At 33.1% G+C, this 22,081-nt stretch carries 22 protein-coding genes; all 22 read right to left on the bottom strand.

Annotated elements, in window-relative coordinates; all coding sequences use genetic code 11:
* Nucleotides 1-306 precede the first annotated feature (306 nt).
* Entirely contained in the window at nucleotides 307-1,176 is an 870-nt protein-coding gene (gene rfbA, locus EKM03_RS06135; protein WP_126461242.1) for a glucose-1-phosphate thymidylyltransferase RfbA, read from the bottom strand.
* A 183-nt stretch (nucleotides 1,177-1,359) separates the two neighbouring features.
* A complete protein-coding gene (rfbB, locus tag EKM03_RS06130; protein ID WP_126461250.1) occupies nucleotides 1,360-2,406 on the bottom strand; it encodes a dTDP-glucose 4,6-dehydratase in 1,047 nt (348 codons plus the stop codon).
* Nucleotides 2,407-2,919: 513 nt separating this feature from the next.
* Complete coding sequence (gene rfbD, locus EKM03_RS06125; RefSeq protein WP_126740029.1) at nucleotides 2,920-3,774, bottom strand: dTDP-4-dehydrorhamnose reductase; 855 nt, start codon at nucleotides 3,772-3,774, stop codon at nucleotides 2,920-2,922.
* A 248-nt stretch (nucleotides 3,775-4,022) separates the two neighbouring features.
* On the bottom strand, nucleotides 4,023-4,343 hold the full coding sequence (locus tag EKM03_RS06120; protein ID WP_126555269.1) for a nucleotidyltransferase domain-containing protein: 321 nt from the start codon (nucleotides 4,341-4,343) through the stop codon (nucleotides 4,023-4,025).
* 1 nt (nucleotide 4,344) lies between these two features.
* Nucleotides 4,345-4,740, bottom strand: a complete 396-nt coding sequence (locus EKM03_RS06115) for a nucleotidyltransferase substrate binding protein (protein WP_126561820.1) — start codon at nucleotides 4,738-4,740, stop codon at nucleotides 4,345-4,347.
* Nucleotides 4,741-4,947: 207 nt separating this feature from the next.
* Nucleotides 4,948-5,496, bottom strand: coding sequence for a dTDP-4-dehydrorhamnose 3,5-epimerase (rfbC, locus tag EKM03_RS06110; RefSeq protein ID WP_126561819.1), 549 nt, complete (start codon nucleotides 5,494-5,496; stop codon nucleotides 4,948-4,950).
* Nucleotides 5,497-5,660: 164 nt separating this feature from the next.
* A complete protein-coding gene (locus EKM03_RS06105; RefSeq protein ID WP_126740028.1) occupies nucleotides 5,661-6,185 on the bottom strand; it encodes a hypothetical protein in 525 nt (174 codons plus the stop codon).
* Between the two features lie 57 nt (nucleotides 6,186-6,242).
* The gene (locus EKM03_RS06100) at nucleotides 6,243-7,403 is read right to left on the bottom strand and encodes an ATP-binding protein (protein WP_126555279.1); all 1,161 of its coding nucleotides are present in this window, start codon (nucleotides 7,401-7,403) and stop codon (nucleotides 6,243-6,245) included.
* A gap of 551 nt (nucleotides 7,404-7,954) precedes the next feature.
* The gene (locus EKM03_RS06090; RefSeq protein ID WP_126461268.1) at nucleotides 7,955-8,233 is read right to left on the bottom strand and encodes a Txe/YoeB family addiction module toxin; all 279 of its coding nucleotides are present in this window, start codon (nucleotides 8,231-8,233) and stop codon (nucleotides 7,955-7,957) included.
* Between the two features lie 112 nt (nucleotides 8,234-8,345).
* Nucleotides 8,346-8,597 carry a type II toxin-antitoxin system Phd/YefM family antitoxin gene (locus EKM03_RS06085; RefSeq protein ID WP_126461271.1) on the bottom strand — a complete coding sequence of 84 codons (252 nt, stop codon included), beginning with the start codon at nucleotides 8,595-8,597 and terminating at the stop codon, nucleotides 8,346-8,348.
* 193 nt (nucleotides 8,598-8,790) lie between these two features.
* Nucleotides 8,791-9,939 carry a DegT/DnrJ/EryC1/StrS aminotransferase family protein gene (locus tag EKM03_RS06080; RefSeq protein ID WP_126740027.1) on the bottom strand — a complete coding sequence of 383 codons (1,149 nt, stop codon included), beginning with the start codon at nucleotides 9,937-9,939 and terminating at the stop codon, nucleotides 8,791-8,793.
* A complete protein-coding gene (locus tag EKM03_RS06075; RefSeq protein WP_126740026.1) occupies nucleotides 9,932-10,357 on the bottom strand; it encodes a WxcM-like domain-containing protein in 426 nt (141 codons plus the stop codon). The genes EKM03_RS06080 and EKM03_RS06075 overlap by 8 nt, the downstream gene beginning before the upstream one ends.
* Nucleotides 10,358-10,719: 362 nt before the next feature.
* Nucleotides 10,720-11,685: a glycosyltransferase family 4 protein gene (locus tag EKM03_RS06070; protein ID WP_126740025.1), complete on the bottom strand. Its 966-nt coding sequence runs from the start codon at nucleotides 11,683-11,685 to the stop codon at nucleotides 10,720-10,722.
* Nucleotides 11,686-12,032: 347 nt separating this feature from the next.
* Entirely contained in the window at nucleotides 12,033-12,521 is a 489-nt protein-coding gene (locus EKM03_RS06065) for a phosphoheptose isomerase (RefSeq protein WP_126740024.1), read from the bottom strand.
* A 31-nt stretch (nucleotides 12,522-12,552) separates the two neighbouring features.
* A complete protein-coding gene (locus tag EKM03_RS06060; protein WP_199741557.1) occupies nucleotides 12,553-13,641 on the bottom strand; it encodes a mannose-1-phosphate guanylyltransferase in 1,089 nt (362 codons plus the stop codon).
* A gap of 98 nt (nucleotides 13,642-13,739) precedes the next feature.
* Nucleotides 13,740-14,633: an NAD(P)-dependent oxidoreductase gene (locus EKM03_RS06055; protein ID WP_126576436.1), complete on the bottom strand. Its 894-nt coding sequence runs from the start codon at nucleotides 14,631-14,633 to the stop codon at nucleotides 13,740-13,742.
* 33 nt (nucleotides 14,634-14,666) lie between these two features.
* Nucleotides 14,667-15,890, bottom strand: a complete 1,224-nt coding sequence (locus EKM03_RS06050; RefSeq protein ID WP_126576437.1) for a glycosyltransferase family 4 protein — start codon at nucleotides 15,888-15,890, stop codon at nucleotides 14,667-14,669.
* Between the two features lie 91 nt (nucleotides 15,891-15,981).
* Complete coding sequence (locus tag EKM03_RS06045; protein ID WP_126576438.1) at nucleotides 15,982-16,998, bottom strand: NAD-dependent epimerase/dehydratase family protein; 1,017 nt, start codon at nucleotides 16,996-16,998, stop codon at nucleotides 15,982-15,984.
* A gap of 33 nt (nucleotides 16,999-17,031) precedes the next feature.
* Complete coding sequence (locus EKM03_RS06040; RefSeq protein WP_126576439.1) at nucleotides 17,032-18,111, bottom strand: glycosyltransferase family 1 protein; 1,080 nt, start codon at nucleotides 18,109-18,111, stop codon at nucleotides 17,032-17,034.
* Nucleotides 18,112-18,174: 63 nt separating this feature from the next.
* Entirely contained in the window at nucleotides 18,175-19,299 is a 1,125-nt protein-coding gene (gene wecB / locus EKM03_RS06035; RefSeq protein ID WP_126576440.1) for a non-hydrolyzing UDP-N-acetylglucosamine 2-epimerase, read from the bottom strand.
* A gap of 13 nt (nucleotides 19,300-19,312) precedes the next feature.
* Complete coding sequence (locus EKM03_RS06030) at nucleotides 19,313-20,566, bottom strand: O-antigen polymerase (RefSeq protein WP_126576441.1); 1,254 nt, start codon at nucleotides 20,564-20,566, stop codon at nucleotides 19,313-19,315.
* A gap of 99 nt (nucleotides 20,567-20,665) precedes the next feature.
* The gene (locus EKM03_RS06025) at nucleotides 20,666-21,973 is read right to left on the bottom strand and encodes a glycosyltransferase family A protein (protein ID WP_126576442.1); all 1,308 of its coding nucleotides are present in this window, start codon (nucleotides 21,971-21,973) and stop codon (nucleotides 20,666-20,668) included.
* Between the last annotated feature and the right edge of the window lie 108 nt (nucleotides 21,974-22,081).

Below are 22,081 nucleotides of genomic sequence, written 5' to 3'. Positions count from 1 at the left end.
CACATAAGAAATCTTTTTTAACACAGATTACACCAATTTTCACAGATTATTTTTTGAATGGGAAGAGGAAACTCAGTAACAACTATTATATACTGTCGTGTATTAAAAATAAACAAAATGACGCAACAGATTGATATTAAATTACTTTTTACAATAATGCTCCTTTTGACTTTATGACGTTTAAACTTTCAACTTCCTTATTTCATCTATTTTCGCTGTGCCAAAATTATTCGGAAATTTTGTTTTTGGACTGTAGCTATAACTACCCGTACTGCATCATTTGTCTAAATACTGCGCCCGAAATGCTTACAACTTATGCTTCAGCAATCCCAGCAGGTATTCTCCGTAACCTGATTTCCTCAAAGGCTCGGCCAGATCTTTCAATTGTTGCTCACTAATGAAACCCTGTCTCCACGCAATTTCTTCAATACAGCCCACTTTCAATCCTTGACGCTCTTCAATAACCTGAACAAATTGTCCCGCCTGCATTAAGCTATTAAAAGTACCGGTATCTAGCCAGGCCGTACCTCTGCTTAAAATTCCTACTTTCAAAGCCCCTTTTTCCAAGTACACTTTATTTACATCAGTAATTTCATATTCCCCTCTAGCACTTGGCTTGATATTCTTGGCAATTTCCACTACTGAATTATCATAAAAATACAAACCGGGTACCGCATAATTTGATTTGGGTTCTAACGGTTTCTCTTCAATAGAAAGCGCTTTAAAATCAGCATCAAATTCGACTACACCGTATCGTTCCGGGTCTGAAACATGATACGCAAATACGACCCCACCTTTAGGATTGGTATTGGATTGCAACAATTCATCCATATTGGATCCAAAGAAAATATTATCCCCTAAAACCAAAGCTACGCTGTCTTTCCCTATAAATTCTTCTCCAATAACAAAAGCTTGCGCTAATCCATTAGGAATGGCCTGCTCCGCATAACTAAATTGACAACCAATTGAAGACCCATCGCCTAATAATTTTTTAAAATTAGGCAAATCATGAGGAGTTGAAATAATTAATATTTCATTGATTCCCGCCATCATCAAAGTAGACAATGGATAATAAATCATGGGTTTGTCATAAACCGGCATCATTTGTTTGCTCATGGCCAGTGTTAACGGATGTAAACGGGTCCCGGAACCTCCGGCTAATATAATTCCTTTCATATATTCTTTATTTTTTTGCCACAAAGGCACTAAATTTCACAGGTATAATTTTTAATCTAAAATAATTTATTTTTTTAACTAATACCTTACAAAGGAAGTTTTTTCTATAGTTAAATCTACATCAATTAAAAAAACGGACAACTGATCACTAAACAATGATCACTGATCACTGATCACTGACCACTAATTATACTGCTTCTCGTAATAATTTGCATACTCCCCCGAAGTAATATTATTCAGCCAGGTTGGATTTTCCAAATACCAATTTACGGTCCTTTCCAATCCTTGTTCAAAAGTAACCGATGGTTTCCATCCCAATTCTCTGTTTATCTTACTGGCATCAATAGCATAACGCAAATCATGTCCGGGACGGTCTTTTACGTACGAAATTAATTGTTCCGAAGTTCCGGACGCCCTTCCTAATTTCTCATCCATTATTTTGCAAAGCAATTTAACCAAATCAATATTTTGCCATTCGTTAAATCCACCAATATTATACGTATCATGGTTAACTCCTTCATGAAAAACCAAATCAATAGCTACCGCATGATCTTCTACAAAAAGCCAATCGCGGGTATATTTCCCGTCACCATAAACGGGTAAGGGTTTGTTTTGAATGATATTATTGATGAATAATGGAATCAATTTTTCAGGAAAATGAAACGGCCCGTAATTATTGGAACAATTGGTCAACACATAAGGCAAGCCATACGTTTCTCCATACGCTCTGACAAAATGATCCGAACTGGCTTTTGAAGCCGAGTACGGAGAATTAGGATCATACGCAGTAGTCTCCGTAAACAATCCTTCGGCACCTAAACTGCCATAAACCTCATCGGTACTGATGTGGTAAAAACGTTTTCCTTCGTAATTGCCTTGCCAAGTAGCCTTAGCCGCATTCAATAAATTCATCGTTCCGATAACATTTGTTTTCACAAAAGACAACGGATCGGTTATAGAACGATCCACGTGAGATTCGGCAGCTAAATGCAAAACACCATCAAATTGATGCTCCGCAAACAATTGATCAATGAATGGCGCATCAACGATATCTCCTTTTATAAAAGTATAGTTAGGCGCTTTTTCAATATCAACAATATTTTCGAGATTCCCAGCATACGTGAGTGCATCCAAATTAACAATTTGATATTGCGGATACTTCTTTACAAAAAGCCGTACGACATGGGACCCAATAAAACCGGCCCCACCGGTGATTAGTATTTTTTTCATTTTTAGATTTTATTTTTAATTCGTTTTAACAAAACTTCCCTAAATTTATTTTTTGTTTCCCCCTGGCCCAGAGCGTGCGAAAAATAAAATTTAGTCAGTTTCTTTTTTGTTTCCCCTGGCCTAGAGCGTGCGAAAAATAAAATTTAGTTAGTTTCTTTTTTGTTTCCCCCTGGCCTAGAGCGTGCGAAAAATAAAATTTAGTTAGTTTCTTTTTTGTTTCCCCTGTCCTAGAGCGTGCGAAAAATAAAATTTAGTTAGTTTCTTTTTTGTTCCCCCGGCCTAGAGCGTGCGGAAAATAAAATTTAGTTAGTTTCTTTTTTGTTTCCCCCTGGCCTAGAGCGTGCGAAAAATAAAATTTAGTTAGTTTCTTTTTTGTTTCCCCCTGGCCCTAAAGGGAGCAAAAAAGAAACACAAAATCCGATTTAAAATTAACAGGCTTTATTTAAATTACGTTTTGGATTTTCGGCTCTCTTTAGGGGTGGGACAAAACGGAAATTTTACACAACCCCTAACTCATAACCCACCTTTCATACAAACAGCTAAACTCTCTTTATAATCCGGAACAACAATACCATAAACTCGTTTAATCTTGCTTTTATCCAATAAAGAAAAAGCTGGACGTTTGGCAGGTGTAGGATAAGCCGCTGAGGGAATTCCTTTCACTTCACAAGTATACCCACCAATTTCCTGGATTGCCAGGACAAAGTCATACCAGCTGATTTCTCCTTCATTCGAATAATTATAGATCCCTGAAATCCACTCTGGTGCTGTTACAATAGTCATCATGGCCTGAGCTAAATCGGCAGCATAAGTAGGCGAACCAATCTGATCGTTAACCACACTGATCGTATCTCGTTCTTGTAATAATCGTTGCATGGTTTTTACAAAATTGTTCCCAAATCTGCTATACACCCATGAAGTTCTAATGATAATTGCATCGGGATTTAATTTCAAACAAGCCAACTCTCCCGCTCTTTTGGTTACTCCATACACATTAACAGGTTGCGTTAGGGCCTCCTCGCTCAATGCGACAGCTGATGTCCCATCAAAAACGTAATCAGTAGAAATATGAATTAGTTTTACAGAATGATCTTTCGTATATTGAGCAATAATGGCGACCGCTAAATGATTAACAATATCCGCTAATTCGTGTTCTGTTTCTGCTTTATCAACGGCTGTATAGGCACCACAATTTAAAATGATATTTGGAGAAATTGCCTCTAATTGACTTTGTAAAATCGACAAATTATCCAAGGACACTTGCGTTCTGTCTGCAAAAACCCATTCGAATTGGGAGTAATTATTAGACAATACCTTTAATTCCGAACCCAATTGCCCTTTGGCACCAATAACTAGTATTTTTTTCATTTTTATTTTTTCAACGCCAAAAACATTTGGCATAAAAGATTCCGGTTACCCTTTTATATTTAATAAACCACTGATCTACAAACTAACTTTATTTTTTAGCTAAAGCTTCAGAAATTTACCTTGCTAATCTGGCTTTCAAACGTAATGATTAAAATTAACTCAAAATCTAATTGACAACTTTTAACGGTAAATTTTTAAACAATGAAACATTTTTTAAGACTTTAGGCAGTCTTAAATGGAATCGATCGTTACCCTAGACTATTCTCACTTTTGTAAAACAATTTCCCAATTTTGTTAATATGCGAAAGCAAATCAACATTTGATATTTTTCGTTTTAGAGACAAATCTATTTTATAAGGGAGTAATAAATCATCTAATGCATTCTCTATTTCTAAAAACTCTGGAAAAGTTAATGAATTCTCGATGATCGTCAAATCAATATCAGAACCTGCTTTAAAATTCCCTTTAGCTCTAGAACCATAAATAACAACGCTATCAATTCCTTCATAGCTTGCAAAAACCTGATTTATTTTGTCTATATCTTTCTGTTTTAAGCCAAATTGTATCATTCTAAAATTCTTTCATTTTTTCTTTAAAAGAGACAAACAAATCGTAATACTGATTTAATATTCTGTCTCTAATATCGTTTGCTGTACTTACGTTATAAGTAAGCGTAGATTGGTTTCTACTTTTTATCATTTCCATCCATTGTGCCCCATCCTGAATCAATCCTTTTTGAAAGGCTTCTCTTGTAGCATCTCTAGACCCCGTGATAGTCGTATTTCCCTGGTATTCAAAATAATCTTTCATTACATTCCAAGCCAACTCATGTGTAAATTCAAAAGCTTGAATAAGCCCTAGTTCTTCCAATTCATTCAAATTACCTTTCGCTATGAATTTCTGCAACTGTCCCAGTGCTTTCAGATAATTTCCAAAACGTTGTTTACATCGAATATCTTCTTCCATATTTTAGTTCCATTTAAATTTTTTTTACTTTAATCGCCAAAAATATTTTAACTCTGTAACAAAAACTTTTCCGGAGCACTGCCGCTGGTTAAACCAACAATCGTAATGCCCTTAACGTCTCCTTTGCAAACTTTACATGTAAAACCAAATTTTGATATAACCACAACTTTAAACCTAAAACCTAGCGCCCAAAACCTAACACCAATTTCAAAACTCCCAATCAATATCCTCAAAACTCGGCAAAACCAAATCCTTTTGAGAAACAATAACTTCATCAGGACTCACTTGCCAATCAATGGCCAAAGTAGGATCATCATACCGAATCCCTCTTTCGCTCTCCTTATGATACAATTGATCTACTTTGTATAGCACCGAAGCAGTTTCACTCAAAACCGAAAAACCATGGGCAAAACCGTGGGGAACCATCAATTGTTTTTTATTGGCTGCACTTAAAATCACACTAAAATGCTGTCCATAAGTAGATGAGTTTTTGCGTAAATCGACCGCCACATCAAGGATTTCTCCTTCAAGCACACGCACCAATTTAGCTTGTGCAAAAGGATTAATCTGCAAATGCAATCCCCGAATCACCCCGCGTTTGGAGAAAGACTGATTGTCTTGTATAAATTGATAGGACATCCCATGTTCATGAAATTGAGCCTGATTGTAGGCCTCAAAAAAATAACCCCTCGAGTCTTCAAAAACTGTTGGGGTAATAAGTACTAAATCTTTTATATTTGTTTTTTCAATGGTCATCTTGTAATTGTAATTTTATTTATTCTATCATTTAATTATAAGTAAGTCGAAAGTTTAAAAGTCGTAAAGTCAAAAGAATTAACTTTAAGTAAAACAGCTTTAAATCAAATTTTTACATGATTTTATCCTGATTTTAAAATACGACATTATACCAGGGTTATTACTTAATACAGAAAGCCAAACAACCACAATGGAATTTTATTTTGAAAACCATACTCAATATCGTCTGCGGCGATATAGGAATTTTCGATACCTTCAATTTGTTTCATCGACTTATCCTTTCCTCCAATTTCAAAAGAATATAAATCATTTACAAAAAAATCAGTTTTTTCGTGATGGCTCAACTTATTTTTATACCCCAATTGATTTGCAAAAAAGGTCCCTCTAGCGTTACCAATAGTAGCTTTTGAAGGAGAAAGTGTAAACATTAAATTTGTGTTTTCTAAATAAATCTTAGCTGGTTTTTGCAATTTCACACTTCCTTTAGCTTCTTTTTGCAAGTTAATGGTCAAACCTACTTCTTCCAAATAATGTAGATAAGTCATTAAAGTAGTTCTATTTATACCAATTTTATCACTTAAATTACTCACATTAGGTATAAAAGGAACCGATTCAGAGATTATAGCCAACAATTGTTTGATTTTTGGAACAAAGCCCAAATCAACACCTCGCAATAAAGGTAACTCCATTTTCATTGTGGGATATTCTTTTATATCATTACGAATCCTACTAAAACCAATAAAAGATTACAGTAGTTTATTTTCAATCGAATTTATTGCACTAAATGGAATTGCCGTAATAGAATTGCTCCTTTTTTGAACCAAGTCACCCCCATAAATCACATATCCCCCTTCTTTCTGAGCTAGTTTATTCCAATAAACAACTCCTTTAAAATAATCAATGGTTATTGTTTGCCCTGATTTTATCTCAATAGGAATTATATCCATCCCATTATCAATAATCAAGTCTATTTCTTTCCCTAAATTATCTCTCCAAAAATAAAGGTTATTGGTCTTGGCTTTATTAAATCTACTTTTAAGAAAATCAACAATAATCAAATTTTCAAAAAGCGCACCTCTAAATGGATGAACGTCAATTTGCTCACTATTTTGAATTCCCAATAAGGCAGACGCTAATCCCGTATCATAGAAATATAATTTAGGCATTTTTACAACTCTTTTGTTAAAATTAGAGTGATACGGTTGTAAACGGAACACTACAAAACTAGCTTCCAAAACACTAATCCAAGAACTAATCGTCTTTGTATCAACACCTATTTCTACCGCCAAACTATTCATATTCAACAACTGACCAATTCTACCAGCACATAATCGCAAGAATTTTTCAAAAACCACCAAATTGGTTATATTCTTAATCAGCCTAACGTCTCGCTCAATATATGTTCTAATATAATTTGAATACCACTGCGTAGTATCAACAGTGTCATTATATAACGAAGGATAGCAACCTTTAAAAATAGTCTGGCTAATAGTACGCTCCTTATCACCTATTTCGTGCAAAGTCAGTGGTAACAGATTAAGATAACCCACTCTTCCTGCTAAGCTCTGAGATATGCTTTCCTGCAACAAAAAATTATTTGAACCCGTTATAATAAATAAACCTTTTACAACTGATTCATCAAGGATTTGTTGCAAATAGGAAAAAATATCTGGAACTCTTTGCGCCTCATCAAATATTGCTCCATTGGGATAGTTTGACAAAAAGCCTCTTGGGTCTTCAATAGCAAACAAACGAATGTCGGGATTTTCAAAACTCACATACTCCTTGTCTTTAAAAATCCACCGTACCAAGGTAGTCTTACCAGACTGTCTCGGTCCAACCACGGCAACTGCTTTAAACTGCTTTGCCAAAGCTATAATTTCTTTTTCTGCTTCTCTACGTATCATTCTACAAATCTATACAATTACGGAATCAAATTCCATAATTGTATAGATTTTTTTAATCTGCGCCAATCTGCGTGAAATTTTTTTAACGCATCGGCGTGAAACTTTTCTATTTAAAACAATCAATATCAAATCGATATTCATCTTGAATTTCTCCTAACAAATAATCTCCCATGACTAATAATTTTGCTCCTTTCTTGAGTGCTTGAATACTACTTACGTACCCTTGAGGAATATAGAGAATATCAAGTGTTTCAGCATTTATTTATAATAAAAGAGAGTGATTTTAACCTTTTGGAAGGATTCTCCCAATTATCAATGGCAATCAATTCAATTTTAAAACTACCTTGTACAACAGAAAACCACCGTTGCTCTGTGCGGTGTCCTTACCACCCACGAACAAATGTGGTTTCGCTATTTTCTATGAGATAAATTCTTTTTATAGCCGTTGCATCAAAAGAATTATTAAATCGAAGGGTACCTCTAGTATCAGAATGATTTCCTCCTATAATTATTTTTGAAATTATTTTATTGGCAGTTGCAAATAGAACGTATTATTTGTCATCATAATGAAATCTACATTGAATAATAATACATTTTTGATCAATCCCTTTTGTTCCTTTTATGGAATAAACTAATCTATGTTCACCTGTAATTCTTCTTGACCAAAATCCTTTTAACCCAAACTTTAAAGGTTCTGGTTTTCCAATCCCTTTAAAACAATTTTGCTTAATTGATTTTATTAACTCTTTAATTTTATCAAGTACATCAGCATCATTTTCTATCCAATAGGTAAAATCTTCCCAACCATGACTTGTAAATTCGATATTCATATGAAGATAATATTTGTTTTTGTCTTTCTCGATAGCTGTCGGGAGGAATCGCCATTCTTCATTCCAGTTTGTGATTTAGAATCATTGCGATTTCATGATTTTGTAAATTCTATTAATCTAATGAATAGGGAATTGTTTCTCCTTCCTTTAGTTGACCAATAGATTCTTGAAGTCTATTCCTATTACTCTTGGTGGATAACAGATGCTCTGTTTCCAAAAGTGAATTATATTCTTGAATTGACATAATGACAACCGCTTCATTCTCTTTATTTCTAGGAACTACAATTACTTCCATCGATTGAGAAACATAATCAAAGTATTCTTTCATCCCTTTTCTTAATGCTGAAATTGTTATCGCTTTCATAATTTATTATTTTTTTTACAAATGTACAAAAAAATGTACTTAATATTGTACCACTTAACAATGTTTTATTTACGGGGATATCTGGATATTTTTACACGCCGATTTTCGCAGATTCTTTAAAATCTTTAAAAAATAGGCGCTACTCTGCACTTTTTTAATCTGCGCCAATCTGCGTGAAATTTTTATTTAGAAATTAGTTACGTTGTTTAAAAAAAGCATGGACAACTGCCGAAATCCGCTCCCTGTCCTCATTCGTCAAATTAGAACCGGAAGGCAAACACAATCCGTTTTCAAATAAAGTTTCAGCAACTGTACTTCCATAGTATGGGTACTTCTCAAAAATAGGCTGTAAATGCATTGGTTTCCACAGAGGACGACATTCAATATTGGCTTGCTCGAAAGCCAACCGTAAAGCTTCTCTATTAATTCCTTTCACTGCATTAGGTTCCACCACAATGGAACTCAGCCAGTAATTAGCAAAATAATCATCATTTGGAGCTTCAAAAACGGTTACTGCTGCAATATCACTGAATAAATCGACATAAAAAGCATGCATTTTTCTTCGCAAAGCCACATGATCGTCTAAAACTTCCATTTGACCGCGGCCGATACCAGCACAAATATTACTCATTCTATAATTATACCCTATTTCACTGTGCTGGTAATGAGGAGCATCATCTCTCGACTGGGTCGCAAAAAACACAGCTCTGTCTTTCAACTCCTTTGTTCGAGTAACAATAGCACCACCTCCGGAAGTGGTAATGATTTTATTCCCATTAAAAGATAAAACCCCTATATCCCCAAAAGTACCGCACTTCTGACCTTTATAAGAACTTCCCAAAGCCTCTGCACTGTCTTCTAGAATTGGAATACCATATTTATCCGCTATTGTTCTAATTTCATCAATTTGATACGGCACACCATACAAATGCACTGCAATAATCGCTTTAGGCGTTTTTCCTGTAGCAATTCGGTCTACAATAGCTTCTTCTAATGCAATTGGGCATAAATTCCAAGTATCAATTTCGCTGTCAATAAAAACAGGAATTGCCCCTTGATACAATATAGGATTAGCCGAAGCCGAAAAAGTCATGCTTTGACAAAGTACTTCATCACCTGCCTGAACTCCTAATAAAATCAGACCTAAATGTATCGCTGCTGTACCCGAACTTAAAGCTCCGACATGAGTTTCATTTCTTAAGTAATTTTCAAGGGCCTGCTCAAAAGCATCAACATGAGGTCCTCCAGTAGTAATCCAATGTGTTGCTAAAGCTTCTTGGATATACCGTTCTTCAAAACCACTTCGCTGAGACAATGATAAAAAAATTCGATTTTTACTCATTGAGTTTCCAATAATTGGCTTCGTAACGAACATCATCATCACTAACATTGTGCAATGGTAAAGTCGAAAACGATAATAGTTTCGAATGGGATTCTAAGGATTCAATAGCATTGGCGTAACCAGCCGGAATATGCAGCATTTTACTTTCTGACGCTAATAAAGTAACGGTCTCAATTGTTAAATCTTTAGAAGGTTGCTCCCAATCATCAATTTTCACATAATGAATCCTGAAAGAACCACTCAAACAATAAAAATTTTTGGAGTCTAATTTATGTCCTTGCCATGCACGCACAGGATGCGCATCAGAATTGCTGATAATATAAAATCGTTCAATTCCATTAAAACTAAAATCATTGACGTAGGATACCGTACCGCAGTGATCCGAAAAATTTCCTCCTGCAATTATTTTAGGTTTCATGTATATAATATTTTGTCATTATAAAATAGTCCTGGTATCAGTTCGAGCGCAGTCAATCACCTAATACTTCATAATTCCTTAACTCGACTGCCGATACCTTCAAACTGAACCCTGAACACTCTTGTTACCACTCCTTAATTGTCCTTAAATAAAAAGCATAAAAAAACAACATTTAAAATTAAAAGGAGGACTGCCAGTGGCAGTCAGGTAAATAAATACAACCATTTTTACGCTTTTGATTTGCAGGCTTGATTTTTTGTTTTTTTTGCTTCAAGGCAAAAGAAAAAGTTAAACAACGATCACTTATAATTAAAGTGAAGTGAGATAAAAAGTAAAAACTCATCTCATTCTCTCTAACCAAATTAACAGTTTACTGTTTTATATTTTTTATGCAACAAATAAAATTTCATACAATAAATAAGCAGCAATGGCACAATAACAAGCCCAAACAAAATAAAATCCGAAACGTTTTGATACAAACCAAGTACCATTACCGAAACAATAATCTGAACCATACCATAAAACGCCGCAATCAATCGGTGTTGAATTTTATATTCATTACTCAAAACCTGATAGAAATGCAAACGATGTGCCTCAAAAATATTGTGTTTTAAATACAATCGGTGCAGGATTGTACAAATAGCATCAACTCCATAAACCGCTAAAAATAAAAGCCAAACCAAAGAATTTGTGACCAGAATAAGTTTCAAAACCAGATAAATTACCCAAAAAGCAATCGCAATACTGCCCACATCTCCGGCAAAACATTTGGCCTTTTTTCTATAATTAAAAAATAGAAAAACCAAACTAGCAAGCATCGCATATAGTATAAAAGCACCATCAATAAATACCTGGATATTTTGATTCACATACAACAATGACCCCATCACCACCAAAGTATACAATCCCGTTATTCCATTGATACCATCCATGAAATTATACGCATTAATCAAACCTATGGCTAGAATATAAGCGAATACAATTCCTAAAACGGGAACAGAATTAAAAACACCTAAATCGTAAAAAATTACGCTGATGGCGAGAAAATGAACCGAAATTCTAATTTTATTAGACAAACTCTGAATGTCATCCCAAAAACTCACGACAGTTACCAAAGTAATTCCTGTAAAAAAAAAGCAATTATTTTGGAGGTGCTGTGCAAAATAAAGTAAAGCCGCAAACCAAAAAATGATACCGCCTCCTCTAAGCGTAATTTCAGTATGTGCTGACCGATGATTGGGTTTGTCCACGATGTTGTACCGATCAGCTACTTTGAAATAAAGCAATTCCAGTAAGAATAGAACAACAGTAATAAGTAAGTATTGCATTTTTATAGTGAAAAAGTATTTTTTATTTATTTTTGGAAAACCGCTGTCAATAATTATAATCTAAATGCCAATAATAATAATAATAATAATAATAATAATAACCCGTAGGGTCCAACTATTTAAAACCTCAGTTTGAGTATTTTTGTGAAGTAAAACGGAACAAAGCTTCTCGATACGCTTCGCACTCGAAGTGACGTGTATCGAGAACCGATTTTAGTACTAATTTTCTTATTATCGATATAATCCCGCCCAAATGCGGGATCACTCGAACTTACGGAAATTTTTATCAATATCTAATTACACCTAACGGTTTAGCACTATGAATACTCTTGTGGTTATTTTATCTCCTATCGCCCAAAATCATCCTGAACCCGCACAATATCATTCTCATCAGATGGATTTTCCGCATCGGTATGTTGCCAAATTTCAGCAATAACACCCCAATCTTGAAGCCCTACTAGACGATGGCGTTCTCCTTGCTGCAAAGTAATCGTATCGCCTTTTTTTAATACTTCAAGTTGTCCTTGTACATCATCTTCACTGCGAATAACACCTGCTTCTCCATCAATTAACCGCCATATCTCAGCCCTCCGGTGATGGTATTGCCAGGATAATCGTTGATGAGGCGCTACTAACAATATTTTTGGACTCAATTTTCCGGATATCTTAAGAGATGCTACATCCAATCCTTCAAAATAGTGGTTGGCAAATTGCTGTGCTTGATTTTCGTCAATAACAAAAAAACCGCCCCAAGGGCGATTGTCATCATAGGATGCTATTGTAAATCCCTCTTGTTTTAAGGATTCATTTATTTGATTAAATATGGTAGTTTTCATTTACATTTTACTTTACAAATTATCACTTTTTTTACTGAAAATCAACACCAAAATTTTCAGTCATTTGCATTGATACTTGTTTAATTTCTTGTTCTTTCTCTTTAGGATAAATTAATAACACATTGGCATCATCAACAATAATATAATTTTCAAGCCCGTCTATAACAACCCCTTTTCCTTTTGGCACTTGTATTAAGCAATTCGTAGTGTTGCTTAGATGCTTTTGAGAAACGGTAACCGAGTTATTAAAAGCATCTTTCTCAGCTATTTCATGCAGGGAAGCCCAAGTACCCAGATCTGACCAACCGATATCAGCAGGAATGGTGTAAACATTGGTAGCCTTTTCTAAAATAGCATAATCTATAGAAATATTCGGGCTTTTAGGATAGTTTTCCGTTATAAATGCTACTTCTGAATTGGTATTATAGACATCATTTCCTTGAATGAATAATTCATGTATTTCGATTGCATGTTGTTTAAAAGCGTTTTGAATACTTTGGGCACGCCAAATAAAAATTCCTGCATTCCACAAATATGCTCCGCTAGCGATATATTCTTGGGCTTTTTCGAGAATAGGTTTTTCAAGAAAACAAGCTACTTTATGAACGCCATCAATCCCTTCTTTCTGGAAATTGATATACTCATAACCCGTATCCGCTCGTGTTGGGCTAATTCCCAAAGTCACCAATGCATCGTTTGTTGCGGTATAATGCAAAGCCTGCGAAATTTTATCCAAAAATTCAGTTTCCTTCAAAATCAAATGATCCGATGGTGCCACCACTATATTGGCATCTGGATTTTGTTTCAAAATTTTGTAGGAGGCATAGGCAATACAAGGTGCTGTATTGTTGCGACTCGGCTCTAATAAAATATTAGCAACAGGAATCCCCACCAATTGTTCTTGTATCAAACCCAAATACTGTTTATTACTCAGTATAAAAATATTTTCTTTAGGACATATTTTCTCAAATCGCTCATAAGTTAATTGCAATAACGATTTTCCTGTGCCCAGAAAATCAATAAACTGCTTGGGAAAGTGGTTGCGGCTTTTAGGCCAAAACCGACTGCCCACGCCACCAGCCATGATTAGGACGTAGGTGCTTTTGTTATTTTCTATCATTGTAATCTTTAATTATAATATCTTATACATTCTCAATTCTTATTAAAATACCAAAAAACTTTAAACACCTGACTATTGACTTGAAACTTTAAACAATTTTAAACCTTAAACCAATCTAAAACTTCTTGTGACTCCCATCCTGCAATTTCTCTTGCTTTTGCATCATCAAACGTCAAATCTGAAGTTATTTTTTTAATTTTTAAGGAATTAATTGGTACTTTATTACCCAATAAATCACCTACATGTCCCATTACTTTAGCAATAAACAAAGGCAAATTATAAGGTTTCTTTTTATTTTTTTGTTTTGAAATTGCATTACTTAGTTCATCAAAATCAGGGTGATGTCCATCGGTCAGATTATATATTCCCCCAACAAGGGCAACTTTAGGGATAAAGGAAGCTACATCTTCCGCTAGTACCATACTTTTCCTCGCTTTTCCACCTCCAATATTAAAATAATATCCTTTATCAATTGCCTTTATCATTGCCCCTAGGTTACCTGGAGGGTTTTCACCTACCAATAGTGGTAAACGCAAAATAGTGCAAACCACATTATTTTGTTTACACCATTTTGTTATTAATTTCTCTGCCTTTATTTTGCTAAAACCATAAGGATCCTTAGCTTGTAGCGGATATTCTTCGTTGATTTTATCACCACTTTCTTGACCATATACGGAAACTGAACTGATAAAAACGAATTGCTTTGGAGCACCAACTTTTTCTAATCCTTTCAATAAATTTTCAGTACCTACGACATTCACTTCATGAAACTGTTTTTTCTCAGCATCCGTTTTAGGCACAGAATGTGCTTTTCCTGCAGCATGAATAACTAATCCAAAATTCTGATTAAAAATAGGGATATCATTTTCTAAAGAAACCAAGTAATCCCCAGATGTTCTGGACAAACTAAAAAGATCATTCGCGATCGATAACTTAATAAAAATCAATTTGCCCAAAAAGCCATTTGCTCCTGTAACTAATACTTTCTCCATAATAAACACTAAAGAACTTTTTTCTTAAAAAAATTACAAATCGTTGATAGTCTTTTTTAAAAGAACAGACCATTTATCACAAATTACTTTTTTGGAAAAACAATCTTGATAAATTCGAAATGAATTTTCTTTCATTTTGGAGATCATTTCCGGATTATTCGCGATATCACATAAAACATTAGCTACCTCGTTAAGATTAGATTTTTCTAAATGAAAACCTAAATTGTATTTGCTAGTCCAAATACAGAGAGCAGAATTCTGAGCCCCAGAAAAAAGTACTGCTTTTCCTATCGCCAATGCTGAAAAATATTTGGATGGAACAGAAATACCAGTCCAATCCTCTTTTAAACTGATTAACATCAAATCTGCCGATGATAATCTTTCTTCTAGCTCTAGATCTGTTTCAACGAAACCTCCAAAACTTATATTTGTATCATTTTCATCAACTTGAGACTTTAAATCTTCAAATCGGTTTCCAAATCCAGCAAAACAAAAACCTACAGAAGCATTCCTTTTGTTTAATTCTCTTGCAAGTTGCAAAAAATTGTCAAATTCATGAGCATTACCAATTGTTCCAGTATACAACAAAGTCAGGTTTGCATTTTTAAACAACTTTTTACGTGTTTCAATGTGGGGTTGTAACATTTCAATTGGCTCTACGAAAGACCAAGGCGGCAAAGTTTCTTCTTTTACTGAATGATTATACTGTCTATAGATATCCCTCATACACGGACCAATATCTACAATTACATCTAACTTTCCATAGCAAAATTTCGCAATACTTTTTAATACTTTTCCCGAAAAACTAAATGATTTTCCTTTTGACACAATAATTGCCTCTGGATATAAATCAAAGCCCCACATTAAAATTTTAGTCTTTCTTTTGAATAATTTAATAAAGGGTACTAACAAATAAACAAAAGGAGGATTCGTACCAATGATAATTGCATCATAACGTCCTATAAAGGGCAATTTAACAATCCAAGATAAAATCAACCAAAATGAAGTAAGTAATCTTTGAATATTCTTTTTTTGATTGAAAGGCGGTATATAAATTCTTCTATATTTTACCCCATTCCAAACACCTTGTTTTGGCGTAATTATATTTTTATGATCTACATAATATCTGTTACCTACCATTGCGGTCACGTCCCAACCTCTAGCAACTAATTCTTCTGAAAGCTCAGAAATATGTCTAGCTGTATTAATTTTATCCGGCCAAAATATATGATTAAAAATTAAGATCTTATTATTCATTATTCAATTTTATACTTCCAAAAAAGTATTGATTTATAAAAAAGAAAGAATTCTAAATAAATTTATTTAGAATTCTTTCTTTTTACTATTATTATTTTTTAGACTTTTCAACTTGTTCATTGATCCATGTAAAAGTTTTTATCATTCCTTTTTCAAGTGATTCTGATACCCTCCAACCAATTTTCTCTTCATACAATTTATTGTCAGAATTACGACCTCGTACTCCCTCAGGACATTTAAATCCATATTTTTGAATAAACTCTTCTCCTGCAATGTTTTTAATTGCAATATTTTTACCGCTAATTTTTATTGCCATTTCAGCTAATTGATTAATCGTAACCATTTCATCTGACCCAATATTTACGGGGCCTAAGAAATCACTTTCCATCATCCTCAGAACTGCCTCAACACATTCATCAACATAAAGAAAACTTCTAGTTTGTAGTCCATCACCCCATACTTCAAAAGAACTTCCTACAGCTGTTTCAGACGCTTTTCTGGACATTGCGGCAGGTGCTTTTTCTTTTCCACCCATCCAAGTCCCCTGTGGACCAAAAATATTATGAAATCTAGCTACTCTTACATCTAATTTATAATTCCTATTAAAAGCAAAATACAAACGCTCACTAAATAATTTTTCCCATCCATACTCTGAATCTGGATTTGCTGGATAAGCCGAAGATTCTTCACAATTCGGATTTTCTGGATCCAATTGATTGTGTTCTGGATACATACAGGCCGAAGATGAATAAAACACCTTTTTAATGTTTTTCTTAACACACTCATGAACCACATTCAGATTGATTAGTGCTGAATTATGCATTACATTAGCATCATTGTCGCCTGTAAAAATATAACCTGCTCCCCCCATATCTGCAGCCAATTGATAAACCACGTCATATCCTTCACCTATAACCAGTTCAACAGCTTTAGGATCACGTAAATCCGCTAAAATAAATTCATTACAAATTTCTTGATGATCAAAATACTCATGATTTTTGATATCTGCGATTCTCACATAACAACCTTCATCTTTCAATCTTTTTCCAAGGTGGCCACCTATAAAGCCCCCACCGCCTAAGATGACAACTCTTTTTTTTGTTTTCATTTTGCTTTTTCTTATTTTATATTAAATTATATATTATGATCTATTTAAATCTAGATAAACTTGCAAGGTTTCTTGATAGCATTTTTCCCAAGAAAAATTACCAACTTGATCAAAGCCTTTTTTTATTATTGCTATTCTGTTTTTTTCAATATGTAATACAGCTTCATTAAAAAGAGAAATTTTTAATTGATCTATTAAAACACCTGCATTACCAGCAACCTCAGGAATTGAAGAATTATTATATGCAATAAACGGGCATCCCGCCTTCATAGCTTCTAATAAAGGAATACCAAAACCCTCATAGGATGAGGGATAAAGTAAAGCAAAAGCGGTATTATATAGCACATTTAACTCTTTATTCTCTATGTTTATATGTAATTCCCAACGATCAGGAATTAATTCATTTAACATCAATATTTCACTATCATTTAAATCACCACCCACAATCTTCAACGAAAAATCTTTTGTTTGAGCAAGGGCTTTTACAGTGAAATCAAAATTTTTATATTTAGCTCTTGAACCAACAAATAAAAAAAAAGAAGAATTATTATTTTCTCTTATTAATTCTGGTATTTTAAAATAATCCAAAGAAACACCATTATAAACAACCCTTATTTCTTTACTTGAAAATTGTGGATAGAAATACAACAAATCTTTTTTGGTGTTTTCTGATATACATATTACAACATCAGCTGCATTAATGGCTTTTTTCTTTTGATAGCAATGAACCCATTTTTTTAGACCTTTACTAAAATACTCATAAGTAAAATCATGAACAGTTACAACCTCTTTAACGTTATTCCTCTTCTTTACAACTTTAGTTAAAGTTCTATAATATGTAGAATGAAAAATAAAATCCTTATTACTTATTTTTAAATTGATTTCTCGATATCTAGAAAAATAATTGGATAGTTTAGTTTTCTCATTAATAAAATGATTTTCTTGAATTTTTAATTCCTTTCTAAAAATATTTTCTTTCTTGCCATTTTCCTCAATAAATAAATGCTCACTATCTGATTGGATTAACATCCTGTTAATTATTTCATACCAATAAACTGAAACACCTCCTGATTTTTGAAGAGAAAAAGCTATTAAGTCAATAATTACATTCATTATGAAGATATTTTGGGTTTAATAATTGATAAAAGAAAAGTTGTGAACAATAAAAAAAAGCTGTTAAGACTTAAACCAAACTTTTTTATTTACGTAATCAGTATAACTATATATTATTCTCAAAACTTTTGTAGAGACACTATCAACATTATAATCTTCAACTAATTTAATATTATCAGCATTCTCTTTATGTTGACTTGTCACTAAATTAATAGCATTTATTACCTTATCAGATTCTAAACCACACATTACAAGAGTCCCTACATCCATTCCTTCAGGTCTTTCATGTGCTTGTCTAATTGTTACAGCGGGAAAATTTAATATAGAAGATTCCTCCGTAATTGTTCCGCTATCCGAAATAACGCATGCCGAATTTTGCTGAATTTTGATATAATCGAAAAAACCTAAAGGATTAAGAAATTTAATATTCTCATTCAAGCTTAAATCTTTAACTTCATTTAATCTTTTTCTTGTTCTAGGATGAGTTGAAACAATTACCGGCTTCCCAAATTTAATTGCAATTGCATTTAACGAATTCAAAAAATTTAGAAAATTCACTTCATTGTCAACGTTTTCTTCTCTGTGTGAACTAACTATAAAATATTCATTTTTATTTAACTTCAAATCTATCAGCACATTAGAATTATCTATCTGTTTTCTATAGTAGCTCAACACTTCTTTCATAGGGGAGCCAGTCTTGATAATCATTTCTGGTTTAAAACCTTCATCTAATAAATACCTTCTAGCATGTTCTGTATATACTAAATTAATATCACTTAAATGGTCGACAATTTTTCTATTAATTTCCTCAGGAACTCTCTGATCAAAACAACGATTACCAGCTTCCAAATGAAAAATTGGAATCTTTCTTCTTTTTGCTGCTATTGCAGATAAACAACTATTAGTATCTCCTAGAAGAACAATTGCATCTGGTTGCTCTTTCAACAATACTCCATCAATATTAGTTATAATATTTCCAATAGTTTGAGCCAGACTATCTCCAACAGAATTTAAAAAATAGTCAGGTTTGCGAATTTCCAAATCCTTAAAAAAAATTTCGTTTAATTCATAATCATAATTTTGTCCAGTATGTACTAAAACATGATCAACAAATTTATCAAGTTCACATATCACTCTACTCAATTTAATTATTTCAGGACGAGTTCCTACTATTGTTAATACTTTCATATTTAAATTTATATTATTTAATTTCCAATTTTTTATTTTGATCACGTTTAAAAAGCTTGATTAAAATCCCTACAATAACCAAAGTAGGTAAAAGATCCTTAAAGACAGGTGTTAAATAGAAAAACACAGAATACTTTAATGTAATAATTGAATACGAGAACAGAAAAGCATATGTTGCAATAGCCCACCACTTATCTCTTCTTCTTAAAAACCATTTGACAATAAAAGCAAAATATACCCCATTTATTAAACCTCGAAAAAAAAGATCAATTTCTCCTCCCCAGATAGCACTCTCTGCTATGGGGCCAATAGTAAAAGGGGGCACTATAGACTCCGGAAAATAATACTTAGCATACCAATACATTGGGTTTAAACTAGTATCAGAATTAAAACTGAATGGAGAGATTAAATCGTAAAAAAACATTGACCATTCCGCTTTAGGAAGCGTTCCTTGTTTTCTTTCAGAATAAAGATGAAAACTGGTTATAAATAAAGCGCCTAATTCCCCTGGAGGTTTAATTCCCTCGCCAGAAATAACTTCTTTGGTGTTTTCTACACTTCCGTCCAACAAACGTATTATTTCAACAATCGAAAAAAAAGCTAGTAAAAAAAAAGCATAAGTAATTAACTTTTTAATACTTATTACTTCAACGATATAATTGTACAGGAAAAAAACTTGCAATAAAATGATAAAAATATATATTCTTGAACCATGTGAATAGAGTAATTCATAAATACATATTAATATAACAGATATAAATATGATCCATTTGTATTTCTTAAAATTTAAGAACATTAACGTAATCACAATAACATAAAAACCACCTTTAAACCTAATTAAAACTGAAACAATTTTCCTCAAGGGTACCGCTAAATGATCGTAACGAGTATAATTATCATAATAGGTTTCAACTGGTGAAGATAATACGCTCAAGAAAAACAAACAAGTGACAATAGTAACAATTAAAGTTATTATTGAAAAATGCATAGAGCTCTTTATTTCTACACACTTAAATTTTTCTTTGCCTCTAAACGTAAAATACCCAATTGAAAAACAAAATAAAAATAAAAAATGTCTCCATAGATGAATACTTAAGTCGGTTGCTGTAATGGACATAGTGTCCAACATAACAGCAATAGGATCTCCTGGTTTGGTTAATCCGTAAACCAAAACAAGCCCGGGGACAATTGTATAGATCACCAACAATGAACAATACACAAAACCTAAATCACAAAATAAACCTTCGCCATTTACTTTTTTTAACATAGAAATGTAAAAAAAGTAAAAAATTATTGTTACAAAAATAGGTATAAAGAGTAAAAACATTAATTCTATTTAAATTTAAATAAACTACAAATTATATCTTTATTCATTTAAAAATTCGCTAGGCAATCGCTCCCCTTTTCTAAAAGACAATATCCTGTATTTAAACGAATTGACTAGCATTTTTCGAAACATCTTAAAACTCAATCTTGGCACAATCTGATGAATATAATTTGCGACATACGAAGCCTCAAAAACATTATAAACCTTATATTCAAGAGCATCAAGATAGAGTAATCTTGGACTAATGGCATTTCCTTCAAGTGGTCGTCTACGATTTTTTTTAGATTTTTTTAATTTTCCAGTGAAAAATTCTTTCAAATTATGATATTCGGCAATTTTGTATAAAATATTTAACTCTCGTAAAACTCTATCTTCTGGAAATAAACCATCTTCTATTTCTGTTAAGGCTATAGACAGTAACTTTTTATAATCGATCGGAGAAAACTCTCCATTCCATCCTGGAAGATCACGAGCCGTCAACAAAAAATCAGCTGTCATAAGAGAAATTAAGGGAGAATAAGGTTGTGAACCCAATTCAGCATGCATAGGCTTATGTGTTGTTTTTTTAAAAAAATCTTCTGAATTTTTTTTTGCCTCTTCAGACTTAGTTAAATATCCTAGTCCTTGAGACGTAGGTGACACTCCATGAATTGACAAAGGTTCGCCAGAATAAACATACTCTTCAACTTCCCCTGCTAATACGATTCCAGAATAACCGTCAGGAGTAGAGCAAGAATAAAACCTTCCCTCGCTCGAACGGCTCTTTACTTTTTCAATTAAATTAGTAGATACAACACTTTTCACATAAATCATTGGTGATTCTATATCTGAAATATAAAATAAGTTATTAGATTGTCTTTCCAGAAAATCCTTCGATTTAATCATTTTTATACCAGAAGTAAACTTACCTTTTCTCAAATGCAGAATTAATTGACCATTCTCCATTTTTGTTTTAGGATAAAAATATGTAGAAGTAGGCCAAGTCAATAATTCTGTTCCAGTTTCAAGTATAATATCACGCATTCGCACAATACTATTTGGCATTAGCCCATCATCGCCACCTAAAGCGATAACAAAACCAGGTTGTACATGATTCAAAGCAAATTCAAAATTATCCAACATTCCAACACCTGCTCCTGGGGATATTAAACGAACTCTAGGATCCTTTTTTGCGATCTCTTCAACAATTTCACGACTATTATCCAAACTACCATCATCGGAAATGATGATCTCAAGATTCTCATAATCTTGATTAGTACATGTTTTAAGTGTCTGCTTCAAATATTGAGCTCTATCTTTAGTTGGAATAATAACTGTAAAATGAATATTGTCTTTTTTATCTGGCATAAATTTTTTTTTATTATTTCTACACGTTTTTATACAAACATGAGTTTGTATTTTTATTTTTTTAATACTGCCGTTTCAACTTACTTCATTAAAGTTACGTTTAAGACA

The sequence above is a fragment of the Flavobacterium sp. GSP6 genome (assembly GCF_003984855.1).
Taxonomy (GTDB): Bacteria; Bacteroidota; Bacteroidia; order Flavobacteriales; family Flavobacteriaceae; genus Flavobacterium.
The sequence above is the reverse complement of the archived record's forward strand: the minus strand, read 5'-3'. Positions and strand labels throughout refer to the sequence as shown.

Excerpts from the sequence above, each read along its gene's own strand:
- EKM03_RS06090 (WP_126461268.1), bottom strand. The coding sequence starts at position 8,233 with ATGAATATCGAATTTACAAGTCATGGTTGGGAAGATTTTACCTATTGG.
- EKM03_RS06055 (WP_126576436.1), bottom strand. The coding sequence starts at position 14,633 with ATGGAGAAAGTATTAGTTACAGGAGCAAATGGCTTTTTGGGCAAATTG.
- rfbC (WP_126561819.1), bottom strand. The coding sequence starts at position 5,496 with ATGACCATTGAAAAAACAAATATAAAAGATTTAGTACTTATTACCCCA.
- EKM03_RS06080 (WP_126740027.1), bottom strand. The coding sequence starts at position 9,939 with ATGAGTAAAAATCGAATTTTTTTATCATTGTCTCAGCGAAGTGGTTTT.
- EKM03_RS06065 (WP_126740024.1), bottom strand. The coding sequence starts at position 12,521 with ATGAAAACTACCATATTTAATCAAATAAATGAATCCTTAAAACAAGAG.
- EKM03_RS06050 (WP_126576437.1), bottom strand. The coding sequence starts at position 15,890 with ATGAATAATAAGATCTTAATTTTTAATCATATATTTTGGCCGGATAAA.
- EKM03_RS06120 (WP_126555269.1), bottom strand. The coding sequence starts at position 4,343 with ATGATACAATTTGGCTTAAAACAGAAAGATATAGACAAAATAAATCAG.
- EKM03_RS06115 (WP_126561820.1), bottom strand. The coding sequence starts at position 4,740 with ATGGAAGAAGATATTCGATGTAAACAACGTTTTGGAAATTATCTGAAA.
- EKM03_RS06070 (WP_126740025.1), bottom strand. The coding sequence starts at position 11,685 with ATGCAATACTTACTTATTACTGTTGTTCTATTCTTACTGGAATTGCTT.
- EKM03_RS06060 (WP_199741557.1), bottom strand. The coding sequence starts at position 13,641 with ATGATAGAAAATAACAAAAGCACCTACGTCCTAATCATGGCTGGTGGC.
- EKM03_RS06100 (WP_126555279.1), bottom strand. The coding sequence starts at position 7,403 with ATGATACGTAGAGAAGCAGAAAAAGAAATTATAGCTTTGGCAAAGCAG.
- EKM03_RS06075 (WP_126740026.1), bottom strand. The coding sequence starts at position 10,357 with ATGAAACCTAAAATAATTGCAGGAGGAAATTTTTCGGATCACTGCGGT.
- EKM03_RS06030 (WP_126576441.1), bottom strand. The coding sequence starts at position 20,566 with ATGTTAAAAAAAGTAAATGGCGAAGGTTTATTTTGTGATTTAGGTTTT.
- rfbA (WP_126461242.1), bottom strand. The coding sequence starts at position 1,176 with ATGAAAGGAATTATATTAGCCGGAGGTTCCGGGACCCGTTTACATCCG.
- rfbB (WP_126461250.1), bottom strand. The coding sequence starts at position 2,406 with ATGAAAAAAATACTAATCACCGGTGGGGCCGGTTTTATTGGGTCCCAT.
- EKM03_RS06040 (WP_126576439.1), bottom strand. The coding sequence starts at position 18,111 with ATGAATGTAATTATTGACTTAATAGCTTTTTCTCTTCAAAAATCAGGA.
- EKM03_RS06085 (WP_126461271.1), bottom strand. The coding sequence starts at position 8,597 with ATGAAAGCGATAACAATTTCAGCATTAAGAAAAGGGATGAAAGAATAC.
- EKM03_RS06025 (WP_126576442.1), bottom strand. The coding sequence starts at position 21,973 with ATGCCAGATAAAAAAGACAATATTCATTTTACAGTTATTATTCCAACT.
- EKM03_RS06105 (WP_126740028.1), bottom strand. The coding sequence starts at position 6,185 with ATGGAGTTACCTTTATTGCGAGGTGTTGATTTGGGCTTTGTTCCAAAA.
- wecB (WP_126576440.1), bottom strand. The coding sequence starts at position 19,299 with ATGAAAGTATTAACAATAGTAGGAACTCGTCCTGAAATAATTAAATTG.
- rfbD (WP_126740029.1), bottom strand. The coding sequence starts at position 3,774 with ATGAAAAAAATACTAGTTATTGGTGCCAAAGGGCAATTGGGTTCGGAA.
- EKM03_RS06045 (WP_126576438.1), bottom strand. The coding sequence starts at position 16,998 with ATGAAAACAAAAAAAAGAGTTGTCATCTTAGGCGGTGGGGGCTTTATA.